Origin of the sequence: Xylanivirga thermophila (genome assembly GCF_004138105.1) — a bacterium.
GTDB lineage: Bacteria > Bacillota > Clostridia > Caldicoprobacterales > Xylanivirgaceae > Xylanivirga > Xylanivirga thermophila.
Genome location: NZ_RXHQ01000006.1, coordinates 43372 through 60423, shown reverse-complemented (window position 1 = coordinate 60423; position 17052 = coordinate 43372). Strand labels below are relative to the sequence as shown.

The following is a 17052-nucleotide window of genomic DNA, read 5'->3' as shown; positions in this document are numbered from 1 at the left end:
TTACTGCCTCCCCTTGCTAAAATATTGCACAATCTCTTCCATCTTCATACCACGAGAACCCTTCACTAATATAGTATCCCCTTCTTTTACCAGCGTGCGTAATAAGTTTATTACATCTTTATTACATTTTAAATGGTGTATGTATTGCTCTGACATTCCATCATCTTTTGCCTGCCTACCTATAAACTCACTAAGATCTCCCTTGGTAATAAGAATATCTATACCTTTTTCAGCCAGATATTTTCCCACTTCCCTATGCCCTCCTTGAGCATATTCACCCATCTCCAGCATATCACCTAAAATAGCTATTTTCCTTTGTCCTTTAAAGTCATGTAAAATATCGATTGCTGCCTTCATAGAAGCAGGACTGGCATTATATACATCGTCAATAACCTTTATACCATCCTGTGTATTAAATACATTAAGGCGCATATCTCCCGTTTCAAAATTCTCCAACGCCTCTTGTATAAGGGACATTGGTACATCAAAAATAAGCCCCGTTGCAATAGCCATGAGACTATTATATACATTATGTACCCCTGGTACCTTAAGACTTATATTATATGATGTATCTCCCATATGCATATCATATGCTATACCTTCTTCACCTTTTATTACTATATTCTCGGCAACTATATCTGCATTGGGGGTTGTGCCCACATATTCTAATCTAAATGGTAATTTTTCTTTTTTTATACTCAAAAGCAATCTATCATCCCCATTTAATATGGCGATACAATCATCTTCGAAGTAGTTTAAAATTTCCATCTTTGCCTTAAGTATATTCTCCTGACTGCCAAGCTTTTCAATATGAGATAATCCTATATTTGTTATTACCCCTACTTTTGGTCTTGCAATACGTGCTAGTCTATCTATTTCCCCAAAACCACTCATCCCCATCTCCAACACTGCCATTTGATAGCTGTTATCCAGATTGAAGATGGTAAGTGGCATACCTATATCATTATTAAAATTCCCCTGTGTTTTAAGCACTTTATATTTACTACTTAAAACAGCATATATCATATCCTTAGTCGTCGTTTTTCCATTGCTACCCGTTATGGAGATGATGGGTATATCAAATAGGCTTCTATAATATGCCGCTAATTTCCACAATGCCTCTCTAGTATCCCTTACTCTTATGACAGATATGGAGGTGGGCATTGATACATCCTGTGCTGTCAATATAGCTCCAGCACCCTTATCTACAGCCTGATCTAAAAAATCATGCCCATCAAATCTCTCTCCTACAATGGGGATAAAAAGATTTCCCTTTTCTATATTTCTACTATCAATGCTAACGCCATTTATAGTATTTTCGGGATTACCCTGAACCAGTCTCCCGCCTACTGCTCCTACTATATCTCCTATGCTTAGTGGCATCATTCAGTATCCCTCCCTAACAGCTCAGATACTATCTCCTTTTCATCGAAGTGTATGGTACGATCTTTTAAAATCTGATATGTTTCATGTCCCTTCCCTGCCAATATTACAACATCTCCCGGCTGAGCATGTTTAAGGGCATAGGATATTGCCTCCCGCCTGTTTTCAATGACAACATATGGACAACCTGTCCTATCTATACCAGGCAGTATGTCCTTAATAATAGCCATAGGCTCCTCTGTCCTAGGATTGTCAGATGTCACTATGCACAGATCTGAAAATTTACCTGCCATCTCTCCCATGATTGGTCGCTTCTTTGCGTCCCTATCGCCTCCACAGCCAAACAGAGTAATGAGTCTCCCCTCTGTTATATTCCTGGCAGTCTCTAATATATTCTTCAGACCATCTGGTGTATGGGCATAATCCACAATAACGGAATATGGTGTATTGATATTTAATAGCTCAAATCTACCAGGCACACCTTGTAAATTTTCCAATCCATCCTTTATATCCTGTGTGGGTACGCCAACTGCATGGCAGGCAGCAGCAGATGCTAGTGCATTATATACGCTAAAATCTCCTGGTATATTAAGGGATATATGTACCTTATCCTTGTTCAATATACATAGGTCAAATTCCGAACCTTTAGCTGTAATATTAATATTTTCAGCCATGACATCGGCATGATTATCTATGCCATAGGTGATACTTTTCCCTTTTATGCCCTCGAGTATTATCTGTCCACTTTTATCATCTATATTGATAACACCTGTTTTGCTTAGATCAAATAGTTTAGCCTTTGCCTTTAAATAATTCTCCAGCGTACCATGAAAGTCCAGATGATCCTGTGTTAAATTAGTAAAGATCCCCACATCAAAATTGCATCCTATAACCCTGTCAAGACTAAGGGAGTGGGATGATACTTCCATAGCCACTTTACCTACACCGCGATTTTCCATCTCCTTTAGTAGTGCCTGTAGATCCACAGACTCAGGCGTAGTATGCTCCGATGGCAATACATCTTTTCCTATCATATTTGTAATAGTACCTATGACGCCAACTGCTTCACCGCTTTTCTCAAGTATGGATTTTATCATGTATGTAATTGTAGTCTTACCATTAGTACCAGTTACACCTATTAAAGTCAATTCATCGCTAGGATGACCATAAAAAGCCGAGGCAAAAAGGGCCATACTATGCCTTACATCCTCTACAAACACCTTAGTGACATCATATGGAAGGGGTATATCCCTTCTCAACACAACTACACTTGCCCCCTTAGATACAGCAGAGCCGGCAAACTCATGCCCATCAACTTTAAAGCCTTCTATGCAAAAGAAAACTGAATTAGGGGTAACCTTTCGTGAATCATAATGTAAACCCTGTATATCTATATTTAAATCTCCATCTGCCTTAATATATGGTACTTCCCTCAATATATCATTAAGTTTCATCGTTGCTCCTCCATTATAGGAATAATTTGAATTATCTTTTGAATTATCTATAGTATACTCACTTTATGGAAATCCATGCTAATATATGGCTATTCTTCCTCAGGAGCGTCAAATTTTACCGTAACAGTGCTCCCTTTATCAACCTCTTCTCCCGCCTCTGGCTGCTGCGATACTGCAATACCGCTTCCCTGTATGGTCATCTTAAGCCCTACGGATGATAATAACTGATTGGCCTCCCTTATGGACTTTCCTGCTAGATCTGGTACTATTGCACGCCCACTCCCGCCCTGTTCAGCATTTTGGGCATTTTCCCTTTTCATATATAAAAGCACTGTAGTATCTACCATTACCTCTGCTCCCGGCTTTGGCATTTGGTCTTCTACGATAGTACCTGTCTCCTCACCAATATAGTTAAGTTTAGCATCCTTTAGCTGTTTTGCAGCCTCAGTTAGCGGCAATCCTATAACATTTGGTACTTCTACCATTTGTCTATATTCCTCTGTATCTTCATCAAAGATAGGTTCTACTTCTAGGTATTTTAATGTATCCTCCAATATCATCTTTACATATGGTGCTGCAACTACACTTCCAAAATCAACCGGTGTCTGTGGCTCATCCACCATAAAAAGTACTACTACCTGTGGCGCCTCAGCAGGTGCAAATCCTATAAAAGATGATATATGCTTACCTTGCATTATCTTCCCATTTTCCCCATACTTCTGGGCAGTTCCTGTCTTGCCACCTATCCTATACCCTGGTATATATGCGTTTTTGCCGCCGCCTTCCGATACAACACTCTCCAATATATCACACATTATTCTAGAATTTTCAGCTGAAATTACCTGTCTTACCTTTTTAGGCTTTATTTCCTCTATTACATTTCCCTCTTCATCTTTAAATTCCTTGGCTAAATGGGGTTCCATTAGATTGCCGCCATTTATAACTGCAGAGACAGCATTTACAAGCTGTATTGGTGTAACCGCTATTGCCTGACCAAACCCCATACGTGCAAGATCTACATTTTTCACCCTGCTTTTGTTCATTACAACCCCTTGTTCCTCGCCTAAAATGTCTATACCCGTTTTTTGTCCTAGTCCAAAGGCATCCATGTATTTATAGAACTTATCCGTTCCCAATCTAAGTGCAATCTCCATAAAAACAGGGTTACACGAGTTTTGAACTGCCTTTTTGAAATCCTCATGCCCATGACCTCCCGCCTTCCAGCACTTTATCCTCTGCCCATCCACCATCTTATACCCAGGACAGTCAAATGTACTATCAAGGCTTACTACACCATCCTGAAGGCCTGATGCAGCAGTTAAAATCTTAAATGTAGAACCAGGATCTAAATTATCCTTTACAGAGATATTCTTTATATATTTTTGCATTTCATTAAAATCCAAGTTTCTTGGTGGATCATTTGGATCAAAATCAGGACGATTGGCTATTGCCAAAATCTCACCTGTATTTGGCTCCATTATAATACAATACACTTTTTTTGCTTTATAGTGCTCCATGGCATCAGCTACTGCCTTTTCAGCAAAATGTTGTATGGTCTGATCTATGGTTAAAACCAAGTTCCAACCATTCTCAGGCGGTATATATCTGCTTACATTATAGGGCAAAGTCCGCCCCCTTACATCTGTTTCTGTCACAATCTTACCTTGAAATCCCTTAAGCTGCTTATCATAAAACAGCTCTATACCTTCCTGACCTTCACCATCAACTCCAGTAAATCCGATTATATGTGATGCGAGATTTTTATTTGGATAATAGCGCTTGCTCTCCTCAGTAAATACTATTCCCTTTATATCCAGTTCTCGAACTTTATTAGCCATCTCTTTAGATATTTGCCTTTTAATCCATACTTCAGACTTTTTCTTATCGGATATCTTCTTATAAATATCTTCTTCAGGCATTTCTAGTACTGGTGCCAGCATTTGAGCTGCCTTTTTAGGATCTTTTATCTGATTGGGCCGTGCGGCCACCGTTTCAGCACTGGCACTCTGGGCCAGCACATTACCATTTCTATCATAGATAATACCCCGTTTAGGTGCAACAGGTAGTTCTCTGGTCCATTGACTCAATGCTTTCTTTTGCAGATCAACACCCCATACCAGTTGAACGTAAGCCAGACGTCCAATCAGTATAAAAAAAATCAGGGTTACCCCCATAAGCAGAAACAGTAACCTCTTTTTATTGGTAACCTTTGGCGCTGTCAAACACAACTCCCCCTCTCCCATATAAGGGTTGCTAGTCTAAAAAACTTATAATCCTTGTAAATACATCTTTTATGGAATGTTGCCGATTGGCATTACTTCCTGCACTATTTTTATTAGAAACTTGCTTGTTATCAGGAAGCTGAACGATCTGTATCTGACCCTTTGCAGGATAATTCATACCTAAATTTTCTTTGGCTACTTTTTCAATATTGTTTAGGTCTCCGCCTTCGGCCAGTTCTACTTTTAGTGCATCTTGAACGCTATAGCTTTTTTTAAGATTTGCCTCCATCTCCAGTATTTTTTGGTGATTTTCGGATATCTTTGCATAGCGCACCACTACTAAGCATGCCATACTAAATACTAAAAGCAAGGTTATGATAGGTTTTACCCTATTCTTCGGTTTTGCCCTTTTTTTTGGCCTCGGCTGAGTATTTTGCCGCGTTTGACGTTCAACCTCCTGCCAGTCTTCCTGAGTTACTAAATATTCCTGTTCTTGCGCTACTAACAATTTATTCAGCCTCCTTATATTTTATGCAGCTTTTGACATCCTCTAAGTTTTGCACTATGGGATCGAGGGTTTAGATTTAATTCTTCCTGTGTAGATGTTATTGGCTTTTTATTTATAAGATTTACAACAGGTTTTTTACCACAGGTACATATGGGTGCTTGAGGCGAACAGGTACAAGGATTCTTTAGCATTCTAAAAGTCTGCTTTACCAACCTGTCCTCCAAAGAATGGAATGTAATAATGCACAACCTTCCGCCTGGATTTAGCACATCTACTGCATCTGTGATGGCCTGTTTTAATATACCTAGTTCATCGTTGACTTCTATGCGTATAGCCTGGAAAGTTCGCTTTGCAGGATGCCCTCCAGTTCGCCTTGCCGATGCGGGTATAGCTGCTTTTATAATATCCACTAACTCCCCTGTAGTATCTACCGGTCTGCTATCTACGATAAATTTAGCTATACGTGATGCCCATCTCTCCTCGCCATATTCCCTTATAACCCTAGTCAGTTCCCTAACAGAATACTCATTTACCACATTCCAAGCACTAAATGATTGGGTCGGATCCATGCGCATATCAAGGGGTACGTCCACCTTATATGTAAATCCCCTATCAGCCGTATCTAGCTGATGGGATGATACCCCCAAATCTAGTAGCATTCCATCAATTCCACTTATATCAAGTCTAGATAATATATCCTTTATATGAACAAAATTGTCATGTAGCAATACAAAATTTCCTTCAAAATCTTTAAGCCTCTTCTCTGCTGCTTCAAGTGCATTAGTATCCCTATCTATACCTATCAACCTGCCCCCTGGAATAACGGATTTTATTATCTCAATAGCATGTCCAGCACCGCCTAGCGTACCGTCTACCATGATCTCCCCTGGATGGGGTTTTAACATTTCAAGTACCTCATCCAACAGGACAGGTGTGTGGTTAAATTGCATATATAGTCCTCCAATGTACTTTATTAAATACCCAACTCTGCCATGTGCTCTACTATTGCATCATGGTCTAAATCTGCATCTTCATTATAGCCATCCCACATATCCTTACTCCAAATCTCTATACGTGAAGATACGCCTATTATGACTACATCCTTCTCCAATGCAGCATGTTTACGTAAATTGGCAGGGATAAGAATACGTCCCTGCTTGTCCAGCTGACATTCAGTGGCCCCTGCAAAGAAAAATCTAGTAAATGCACGGGCTTCTTTGCTAGTAAGGGGTAAGGTGCGTAGTTTTTTCTCAAGTTCCATCCATTCATCATTGGGATATACAAACAGACAATTATCAAGGCCCTTGGTAACTACAAAGGTATCTCCAAGTTGCTCCCTGAATTTAGAAGGCATTATAATCCTGCCCTTTGCATCAATTGTATGCTGGTATTCCCCAATGAACATGTCCCAACTCACCCCTATATATTATTATGACACCACTTTACCCCACTTTCAACCACTTTATTATTATTTCTTTATTTTTTAGAAAATTCCTGCATTTATTTGAATGAAAATATATAAATGCCCAAATCATATACATCCATGAAAAACTTGATTTGATAGTATTTTAAGATTAGATGCATATTATGAGCACTAAAAAAGCACTATTTTTTATACAAAAAATAGTGCTTAATACCTAATATTTTATTGAGTTTATCTATCTATTCTTTTACCCCATTTAAAGCATCTTTGATAGAATCCTGAATTTAAAGAACTTACCTTTACGCCACCTGTTCTTTTAGAAGAAGATGCATGGATAAACTTGCCATTCCCTATATACAAACCTGCATGATTTACAGGATTGTTATTATTAGATGTGGTTTTGAAAAATACCAAATCTCCAGGTCTTAGTTGATTCTTTGATATGGTCATACCATATGAACCATGGGCCTGGGAATTTGCACTTCTTGGCAATTTTACACCAAATTTCTTATACACATATGTAGTAAAACCAGAACAATCGAATGCATTCGGGCCTGAAGCTCCATAACGATATGGCTTGCCAACAAACCCCATTGCAAAATCTATAATGTTTTGCGATGAATCTAAACCTATATTTGCTTCAACCCTTGCAGAACCCCTTGAGCTTGCAGAAGATGAATTAAACATCCTTGCACTTGTATTTTTTCCGACTATACCATCAGCCTTAAGACCATTGTCCCTTTGGAATTTCTTCACTGCTTCCCTGGTTATGGGACCATAGTAACCAGTTATATGAGATTTTTTTATGTATCCTTTGTTATATAACACCTGCTGTAATTTTGTTACTTCATTGCCCCTACTTCCTTCTCTCAGAAGTGAAGCTGCATAAGCTGTGCTGTCTACAGCTAATACCAACAAGCAGATGGCAATTGCCAATACACAGCATACCACTTTAGATAATTTTTTCAAAACAGTCCCCCCTAGTTTTATTCTCGCTTTTATCATTATAACCCTTGTCCTTAAAGGGGGCAAACCTGATTTTCTGTAATTATTACAATTCTATTACGTTGTATTAATATTTTCATAACATTTGCTATGTTTCCTTAACTTTTACTCCTTTTTTTGATTACAGAAATAACAATACTCACAACGTTCACAATTTTTTTCTCTGCCTGTCATATCATAAAGCTCATAATCAAACTGTTCTATCTCATCTATGAGCCTTTTCAGGCATATATAGTCATCTTCAAACTGTTCTTTTGAATATTGAAGCCTTATGGGATATTTAGCATATACAGGCTGCCAATATACCATGGTTATCTGTTCCGGCACCACTTCACTTCCTGTTAGCAGTCCACCCGCCTTTGCCATTACATATAGATATACCTTTGTCTGAAGCTGTGCCCTTGCCCATTTAGGAGATAACTCATGATGTTCGGTCTTCCAATCATATATTGTAATATTGTCCATTTCGTCTATTACCACAAGATCGTATTTTGCCCTAATCCTTTTTTCATCCCTAACCCGCAACTCATACTCTGGAAAATATCTAACCCTATCATCTATTGGGACAAATTGCTTTAAATCATCTATCCATTCATTCAGCTCAGCATATTCTTCCATATATGCATTGCTATCCGGTACACCTAAAAAATAGCGTTGGGCCATTAGATGAAAGTTTTTGCCCTTTTCTATGCTCATCTTGAACTCATCATCTTTATCATTATCCCAGTATAATCCATCTATATAACGATACTTAAATTTCAAAGGACAATGTCTAAATTCATTTAGGGCATACTGGCTAAAATAAAAATCATCTTTCATTATGCATTCCCCCTAAAGCCCTTGTTTTATCCCATTTTATATACTTCGCCAGTACATTGTAATATGCAGATGTACTGCCACTTGCTGTGATTACTAGGCTAATCTTTGCCCTTGTAATCCCCACATACAATAGGCGCATCTTTTCACCTATTGTATCTAGCCTAGACTGGATAATTGCATTATCTATACTACGCCTACCCGTTAATCGATCAACCTCAGCCCGTATTATAGCAGGAGCATTTTTATATTCTTCACTGAGCATGTTTAAATCACCCATAAAAGGATCATCAAGCCTTGCCTGAAAATCACCGGTATTCAGACAGGTTAAAAACACACCATCCCATTCAAGACCTTTCGATTTATGATATGTCGCTATAGTCACCTCTCCCGCCTTTGGTTCATATCCTTCCATGTCATATACCACGCCGGCAAAGTAATTATATGAATTTTTTATATTTTTAAGCTCCTCCGCCAGATCCTTAAGTGACCAGGAAGGATTGGCCATTGTGAAATATCTGATATCCCCTGCCACTTTCTGTGCTATGGCCATTTGCTGCTCGTCAAAATCAAGCCTCTCTCCTATATGCAATACTAAATATTCCGGCATACTGCTAGACATCTCCATGAGTTCCTTGAAAACCTCTTGCCATTTTTCCCACTCAGCCCACAATCCCTCTTCGATTACCTGTTTAGGTAGCATATCTCCATCAATTTTAGAATCTATTGGATAAAAAATATCCTCTAGATTTGCCTTGCTCAAAAATTGACGTATATGACGGGAACCCTTTATGTCTTCAAATTTAGGCAGAAAATTGAGTACATCAAGCAGCTTTTTATTATCGGACGGGGTGGATAGGTAATCAAGAAATGCACCTATTACATTAGCGGTATATGCCCTATCCTTTGGATAGCTTGTAAGCTCCCTATAAGGGATTGCCTTTTTTTCAAGTTTTTTTATGAGCAATTGTATATAACTGTTTTTAGGTACCAATACAGCTACTGTCTTATCCGGATGCTTTTTAATAAATTTACCTACCGATCGAGCTACAAAATCCATCTCATCATCTAGATTTTGAAATTGTCTACAGCACAAAGGATAGACCTCAGGCACAGGATTTGGGTAGGGATCAGTTCTATCAACCGGTTGTATATACTGATTCTCAAGCGCATCTAGGCATTCAGGTGGAATGACATCATTTTCCCTCGACCATGATACAAAATAATTGGCAAGATCAATTATTTTTTCACAGCTCCTGCTAGCTAGCCATATGGGTTGAATACATGTGCTATCCATGCTATAAAAGTCTTTAAACAGCTTTGGATCTGATGCCGTAAACGTAGACATTATGGCTTGATTGCCATCACCAACCCTCACTAGATTACCATGGGTTTTACACAAAAGCATTAGCATCTTTTGCTGAATTGGAGTGCTATCCTGAGCCTCATCTTCAAATATATATCCATACCTATTTTGATATTTTTCCAATATATCAGGATATCTTTCCAATGCATAAAGGGCGTTGGCCAGTATATCATCAAAATCAAGCACACCCCTTATAGAAAGCTCTGCCTGATACATCCTGTACACCTCGGCACACCAGTCGAGCATAAAGAAATGTCCATTTTCATTTAATACATCATCTAGTTTATCCGGACTCCATCCCGCAACTTTTATATAGGATATAAATGGCCCCACGAGCCGAATGAATGCATCTGACCATTTCTTCATATCCGCCTTACGGTATTCATGGCTAGATACCTGTGAAGTCGGCGGGAGAAGTGAATAAAACATTTTAGTATTTTCCTCTATAAATCTAGTACATACATCAGTTATTATAGATTTTTGTTCATTTTCATCCACTATCTGAAATTCATCATTTATGAATAACCTATCAGGCTTTTCCTTTATAATCTTCATTGCCAATGAATGGAGGGTCATTACCTCATATCCATCTACTGGATTTAAGCCTTCCGCCTCCAACGCTTTTGATATCCTCTGCTTAAAATTAGCAACAGCACTGTTCATATATGTAACTATAAGTATATTCTCTCCTGTCTCCCTTATAAGCTTGACAGCCAGCTGGGTAAGTATAAAAGTCTTGCCGGCACCTGGCACACTTGGAACTGCCAAATACCCCCCATCATACTCCATAACCCTATCCTGTCCAGGACGTAAGTATATGTCCATATCAGCTGTCCCTCCCCTTTAATGCCTTGTCCCAAAACATGGCAAGCAGTCCTTCCTCTTCATATCCCTGTCCATTATACCTGCTAGATGATAGTATAACCCGCTCCCCACAGCGACAGAGCAGGGATTTTACTATGACAGATAGCTTCTCGAAGGCAAAATATTCTTCCTTATCTGGAGTTAATCTCCCATCCATATCCCAGTCAACAGATAATACATAAGGGTTAAATAGCTCCTTTATATCCCTAGGGAGCCAAATATTGCTCCTTATATCACACCATATCTGTACCTTTTTATGTCTAGATGTGGATAGATAGTTTATGGGCGTCGTAAGGAGCACTCCTTCCCTCTCCATAACCTCCTGCATATCCAAGATGGTCTCTGCACCCTTGGCCCCTTTTAAAATAGTGAGTATAAACTCCCGTCCTGCTTTTTTTTCATCCTCAATAGCTGACAAGCTATCTAAAAAGGCTGAAGCAGTATCTATAAGCTGTTTACAATAGTTTATATTTTGTCTAGATTGGGGAAGCGGTACCAATATATCCATAAACATCCGCTTAAAAAACCCATCTATTGGGATAAAAGGACCTTTTATATAATCTAAAAGCCATTCCCTTACATATGCATATTTTTTTGAATTTTCTATACCTATGCGTCCTCGCCATGCTATATCCTCTACTGCAGGCAGCATATAAGGCTTTTCCCGGACTATGGCCTGGGCAAGAAGATCCGCACGTATAGGATCAATACCTAATATGAGACCTACTGCATCCCCTATATCCTTGCGATCTGGCAGTATTTCATACTCCGGATGGGCAATGGAAGCAAATGTTACCATGGCATTTATAAAACTGTTATCCTTGGCCCTACGCCTCCTAGTGCTGTTTACAACTTCTATCCCCTTATCATTTAAGAAATTATGTAATACTCCCTCAAGCACTGGATCCACAAAAGGCGATATGACAGCAATATCATTTGGATCATACCCTTCATCAACAAGCTTTTGTACAGTACATCCCACTCTATCCAGCATTTCACTACGAAGATCCGTATCTATAGCCCATTCTATATCAACAGTATTTACAAGAACAAAAGGTATAAGCCCTGTTTTTATGCCATCGCCAAATTCTCTTGCAAAACGGCACATGGATTGTGTACAGGTATAGCTCTTATCAAGGGAAAATGATGCACACTGAGGTTCTATTACCTTTAGTACATACTCGGGGTGGGCACCGTAGAATCTACTATATCCCCCATCATAGCCAAAGGAGAAGAATGCATCTTTTACATTTGACAGCAAAAAATCTATCAAATTAGCAGCAGCAGGTGTCATCTCTTCACAATTGTCCACTAACAATGCATCAAACCTATCTTTTAAGGACGCTTGGTATACATCATCCCCTAGCAATATATCATTGTATATGTAAGCAGACATTGCATAATCTAGACACCCGCACTCCAGACACTTATTTATATAATCTTCTATTATTGTATCCATCTGGTCATATAGGGCCATATCCATAAGATTGGCATCATATCGACCGCCATATAGCCTTGTTCCTATCTGGTTATATGGAATATTTGCCAGAGAAGCGCTTGTCAATGCGTTCATAAGCTGCATACCTATATCGTGGGATGGAGCCGATATGTCAGGTAAAAAACCCCGTTCCCTGTACCTATCTATGGTCTGATTCATCAAATGTTGGGCAGCCTCAAAAGAAAGATAATTAGGCTCTATATCATGTCGCCTTATTTTTGAGCAAACATTAAGCACTACGGGCCAGTAAGTCCTCACTTCCCTTTGTACAAAACCAAAGTAGGAAGTACGCATAACCTCACCTGGAACCATATCATCCACTTCTTCCTGCCATATAAGAGATTGGCCCCTGTTTAAAACCATCACCAGTATCCTTGATGAATCAAGTCCATCTCGTATCAATTTTAGATACCGCTCCTTCAAAACGGTGGTCTTACCGCTGCCTACGCATCCCTTTATAATTACCTTGCTGTTTATGGGCAAGTTCAATATCTCCTGCTGCTTCTTGTCAAGTAACATACACCCCACCCTCCCCTAATACATCTATACCTCCATTATCAATTTTAGTTCAAAATTTAAATAATCACATGATACCAGATGATAGTTTATTCCATCTATCAATCCTTCCGTCACATTGTTTAGGCTATCACCATGTAAATGCCCAAACAGTATATGTTTTATGGGATAACCCTCTATTATATCCATAATCTTTGTCTTTTTACCCCTATCATCGAAGGGTGGATAGTGGAACATCATTATGATCTCCTTATCCATAGGTATATCCTTAAGGGATAGTATAAGCCTGTTTAGCTCCCTCTCAAATATCTTTTGGTCGTGCTCTGTATAATCCTTACCGCCAGGTGCAGTCCAGCCCCTAGTCCCACAAAACACAAGACCGTCGAGCTCTAAATAGTCATTTTGTATGGCGTACATATTAGGCGGGAGAGCATTGCGCACCCTTGATATAGAACTCCACCAGTAATCATGATTACCCTTCATGAGTATTTTCCGCCCGGGCATGGCACCTATCTCATTTAGATCCATTATTGCCTCTCCCAAATTCATGGCCCAGCTAATATCACCTGGTATAAGCACTATATCCTCTGGTCTTACTTTTGATTGCCAGCTTGCCTTTATCTTATCCCAATGTCCCTGCCAATGGGAACCAAAGATGTCCATGGGTTTAGGATTGGAACCGGATAAATGCAAATCACTTATTGCAAATATTTTCATAAATAATAACTCCTTAGTAAAAAACCGTGGTGCCGGGCATCACGGTTTTATGTTAAATCTTGTCTATTATCTGTTTTTGTATATCGTCAGGCGTTTTGTCCACATCATCCACCATTATGCAGATATATTTTGAATCTCCCGATTTATAATATTGTTGAAGGGGAGCAGTCTTATTCTTATACTCCTCAAAACGTTCCTTTATAGTTTCTTCATTATCATCATCCCGCGTAATAAGCTTTCCACCGCACTTGGGGCACTTATCATACCCTTGCTTTTTATGGAAAACACCCTTACAGCTAGAGCACACCCTTCTGCCCAATAACCTATCTAAAAGCACCTCTTCGGTTACATCAAAGTCTATTACCATATCTACTTTTCTATCCCTAGAAGATAGCATATCATCTAAGGCCTCAGCCTGTGCTACTGTCCTTGGATATCCGTCGAATATCACGCCACTTTCATATTCCTCTTTATTTAGGGCGTCCTCTACCACCAGATTTACCACATCATCAGATACCAATTTACCCTCTTTTACCACCTGCACTTTAGGATATAATGGGTGGTCCTCGTCGCCCAATATCGCCCTAAAAAGATCTCCAGTAGATAGGTGGTTAAGACCAAATCGTTTTGCTAGAATCTGCCCCTGTGTCCCTTTTCCGGAACCTGGAGGGCCTAATAATACAATATACACCTATTTTCCTCCTTGCTGTAATTTTTACTATTCTACTGTTTTTCATTTTATAAGAATGATTTTACTAAAAATTTAACCTAATTACAAGATTTTATTCCAAAATCCCAACTATATTGACCTGTGCAGTACCACTATAAACATCGTCCTGAAGCTTTAGGGGCACTATAGTCAGCACTATAGCCGGTTTGTCCAATATTTCTGCTTTATCCTTTTCTATTTCCAAACACTCCTTTTGATCACAAAGTACGGTTTTTTGCCGACCTACACCGGTATATTGTATATTCGTTGCAGGAGGTTCCTTAATAACATATCCCTCCGGTATGATTTGATTTTTCACCTCCGTCCCTTCATCTAGTAAATTCCATACAAAGGCCTCATATATATCCCCTGTACCAGGAGCCAACTGGGTCCAGTTAAACACGGCATAATCATCAAGTTTTTCAAACATCTTATATGCGGGCAACTTCAACAATACATTCTTATCGTTCTTTTTACCCTTTTCAGCAATTTTTTCCCCCATGATATAACTCTTGTTTGCATAATATGAGAAATGATAAACGTCATAACCATCCTCACGTTTTTCTACTGCCATATCAAAATCGAGCCTCAATAGCTCCCCTTTATTGGAAAAAGTAACAGTAAACGGCTTTGCACTATCTTTATAGATATACGCCTTTCTATGTTCAAATTTATATCCCTTTTGGATATCGGAAAAGACGCTGCTGAAATGAACATCAAAGATATTATTTGGCATTTTTATCTTTGGTGTAAGCATAAACCATAAATATAGTACAAATAATAGTGCAATGAATATTACCAATCCTAAGATGCTCCATAGGACTACTTTTTTTCTGATCAACATCGCCACTCCTTCCTAGTATATTTTATTTCGCTATTCAATATAAAAATCCTTTATTTTTAAAAAAACAACTTGCACATAGTAATAATATGATATTATACATTATGGATAAACTTTAACCATGGAGATGATCAAATGAAACATATAATAGATATCCACACACATGCCTTTCCAAAAAACATTGAGCCAAAGGCAGTAAATTTTTTAAGAAAATACTATGGGCTTGAAATACCTTGTAGTGCAACAATGGATAGCCTCATTAAAAGTGCAAAACAGGGTAATGTAGATAAAATAGTCGTATGTTCCACGGCTACCTCAGCCCATCAGGTAGAAGATATAAACAATTTTATATCCTATAATACAGATGATAGATTAATAGGGTTTGGTACTATTCATCCCGATTATCTAGACTTTGAAAATGAGATTAAGCGCATACAACATTTAGGGCTTAAGGGTATAAAACTCCATCCGGATTTTCAAAAATTCTACATAGACGATCCAAAGATGTTCCCAATATATGAGGCGATTGGGGACAAACTCCCAATACTTATGCATACAGGGGATCCAAACGTAGATTATTCCAGTCCCAAAAGGCTCTCTAAGGTGCTAGATCTCTTCCCCAAGCTACGGATAATAGCAGCCCATATGGGAGGATACTGCCGTTGGTCCGAAGCAGAAGAATATTTGATAGGCAAGGAGCTTTTTATCGATACTTCCAGCACACTCTTCAAGCTATCTCCAAAACAGGTAACAGATATAATAAGGAAACATGGTACCCATAAAGTACTCTTTGGCACCGATTATCCCGTATCCTCACATAAGGAAGAACTGGATAGATTTTTCCATCTTCCACTAACAACCAAAGAACAGGAGGCAATACTTTGGGAAAATGCATCTGAGCTGTTGGATTTAAAAATGGAGTGATATTTTATCACTCCATTTAAATGTTTGATTTTGCCGATACCTCTTCTTGATTGGTAACCAATATATGGCGTTGTACAAATCGCGGCATATTATATACCAGAAAGTACATAACAGCTGCTAAAATGGTCCCCCACATCACATCCTTTATGGAATGCTGCTTTATAAACATGGTAGAAGCACATATGAGCACCATGCATATAAAAGATATGAGTTTTATTCCCGGCTTGTCATCTAGCATCCCACAACGCCTTAAAGCCATATGTACTGCTATGGAATTATATACATGTATGCTAGGGCACACATTTGTAGGTGTGTCAGTCATATATATATTCCTTATCATTCTAGATAGAATATCGTTTTCCACTATAACAGGGCGCAAGTTTTGCCCATTAGGAAATACCATATATATGGTATAGCATACGCACATTCCGCCAAACATATATATACATAATTTATAAAATTCCTTTTTTGATTCCTTCCCTACATACCAAAATATAACACCCATATATACAAACCAAAACAAATAGGGAATCACAAACCATTTTATAAAAGGTATGTGATAATCCAATCTTGATACCATATAATACTTAGGCTCTATTGTCCTTTCACAATAGTTAAACCAAATCTGGCACACTCCATACATCGAGGCCCAAGCATAATGCTTATACTCATAAATGATACCCTTAATTCTAGACCATTTAGTATTTTCATCTTTAGACTGCAGCATTTACAAAAACCCCTTTAACAAATATTTCACAACTTCTGATAAGCATTATACTACAAAACCTATATAAAATATCTTAATA

The 17052-nt window shown here is 38.6% G+C and carries 15 protein-coding genes; 1 reads left to right on the top strand and 14 read right to left on the bottom strand.

Translation table 11 applies throughout. The features are described 5' to 3' along the window. The 13 genes from EJN67_RS04895 to EJN67_RS04835 all read right to left on the bottom strand — a co-directional run bounded on the left by EJN67_RS04895 (position 1) and on the right by EJN67_RS04835 (position 15322). Entirely contained in the window at positions 1-1386 is a 1386-nt protein-coding gene (locus EJN67_RS04895; protein WP_129723145.1) for a UDP-N-acetylmuramoyl-tripeptide--D-alanyl-D-alanine ligase, read from the bottom strand. Continuing rightward, on the bottom strand, positions 1383-2837 hold the full coding sequence (locus tag EJN67_RS04890) for a UDP-N-acetylmuramoyl-L-alanyl-D-glutamate--2,6-diaminopimelate ligase (RefSeq protein ID WP_129723143.1): 1455 nt from the start codon (positions 2835-2837) through the stop codon (positions 1383-1385). Before EJN67_RS04890 ends, EJN67_RS04895 begins: the two co-directional genes overlap by 4 nt. 89 nt (positions 2838-2926) lie before the next feature. Next, a complete protein-coding gene (locus EJN67_RS04885; protein WP_207207966.1) occupies positions 2927-5059 on the bottom strand; it encodes a stage V sporulation protein D in 2133 nt (710 codons plus the stop codon). Positions 5060-5090: 31 nt separating this feature from the next. Continuing rightward, positions 5091-5567, bottom strand: a complete 477-nt coding sequence (locus EJN67_RS04880) for an FtsB/FtsL family cell division protein (protein WP_129723139.1) — start codon at positions 5565-5567, stop codon at positions 5091-5093. A gap of 14 nt (positions 5568-5581) precedes the next feature. Next, positions 5582-6517, bottom strand: coding sequence for a 16S rRNA (cytosine(1402)-N(4))-methyltransferase RsmH (rsmH, locus tag EJN67_RS04875; protein ID WP_129723137.1), 936 nt, complete (start codon positions 6515-6517; stop codon positions 5582-5584). A 23-nt stretch (positions 6518-6540) separates the two neighbouring features. Further along, positions 6541-6972: a division/cell wall cluster transcriptional repressor MraZ gene (mraZ, locus tag EJN67_RS04870; RefSeq protein ID WP_129723135.1), complete on the bottom strand. Its 432-nt coding sequence runs from the start codon at positions 6970-6972 to the stop codon at positions 6541-6543. A gap of 249 nt (positions 6973-7221) precedes the next feature. Further along, positions 7222-7959, bottom strand: coding sequence for a C40 family peptidase (locus EJN67_RS04865; protein WP_165000738.1), 738 nt, complete (start codon positions 7957-7959; stop codon positions 7222-7224). 141 nt (positions 7960-8100) lie between these two features. Further along, positions 8101-8814 (bottom strand): PD-(D/E)XK nuclease family protein, encoded by a 714-nt coding sequence (locus EJN67_RS04860; protein WP_129723131.1) that lies wholly within the window; start codon positions 8812-8814, stop codon positions 8101-8103. Further along, the gene (locus EJN67_RS04855; RefSeq protein ID WP_129723130.1) at positions 8804-11002 is read right to left on the bottom strand and encodes an ATP-dependent helicase; all 2199 of its coding nucleotides are present in this window, start codon (positions 11000-11002) and stop codon (positions 8804-8806) included. Before EJN67_RS04855 ends, EJN67_RS04860 begins: the two co-directional genes overlap by 11 nt. Position 11003: 1 nt before the next feature. After that, positions 11004-13058: a UvrD-helicase domain-containing protein gene (locus EJN67_RS04850; protein ID WP_129723128.1), complete on the bottom strand. Its 2055-nt coding sequence runs from the start codon at positions 13056-13058 to the stop codon at positions 11004-11006. A gap of 24 nt (positions 13059-13082) precedes the next feature. After that, a complete protein-coding gene (locus EJN67_RS04845) occupies positions 13083-13772 on the bottom strand; it encodes a metallophosphoesterase (protein WP_129723126.1) in 690 nt (229 codons plus the stop codon). 52 nt (positions 13773-13824) lie between these two features. Continuing rightward, entirely contained in the window at positions 13825-14463 is a 639-nt protein-coding gene (locus tag EJN67_RS04840) for an adenylate kinase (protein ID WP_129723124.1), read from the bottom strand. A 91-nt stretch (positions 14464-14554) separates the two neighbouring features. Further along, complete coding sequence (locus EJN67_RS04835) at positions 14555-15322, bottom strand: hypothetical protein (protein ID WP_207207965.1); 768 nt, start codon at positions 15320-15322, stop codon at positions 14555-14557. A gap of 135 nt (positions 15323-15457) precedes the next feature. Between EJN67_RS04835 and EJN67_RS04830 the strand changes: the two genes are divergently transcribed. Next, positions 15458-16246 (top strand): amidohydrolase family protein, encoded by a 789-nt coding sequence (locus EJN67_RS04830; RefSeq protein ID WP_129723119.1) that lies wholly within the window; start codon positions 15458-15460, stop codon positions 16244-16246. Positions 16247-16262: 16 nt separating this feature from the next. On the opposite strand, the gene EJN67_RS04825 is transcribed toward EJN67_RS04830, so the two are convergent. Further along, positions 16263-16973 (bottom strand): phosphatase PAP2 family protein, encoded by a 711-nt coding sequence (locus EJN67_RS04825; RefSeq protein ID WP_129723117.1) that lies wholly within the window; start codon positions 16971-16973, stop codon positions 16263-16265. Between the last annotated feature and the right edge of the window lie 79 nt (positions 16974-17052).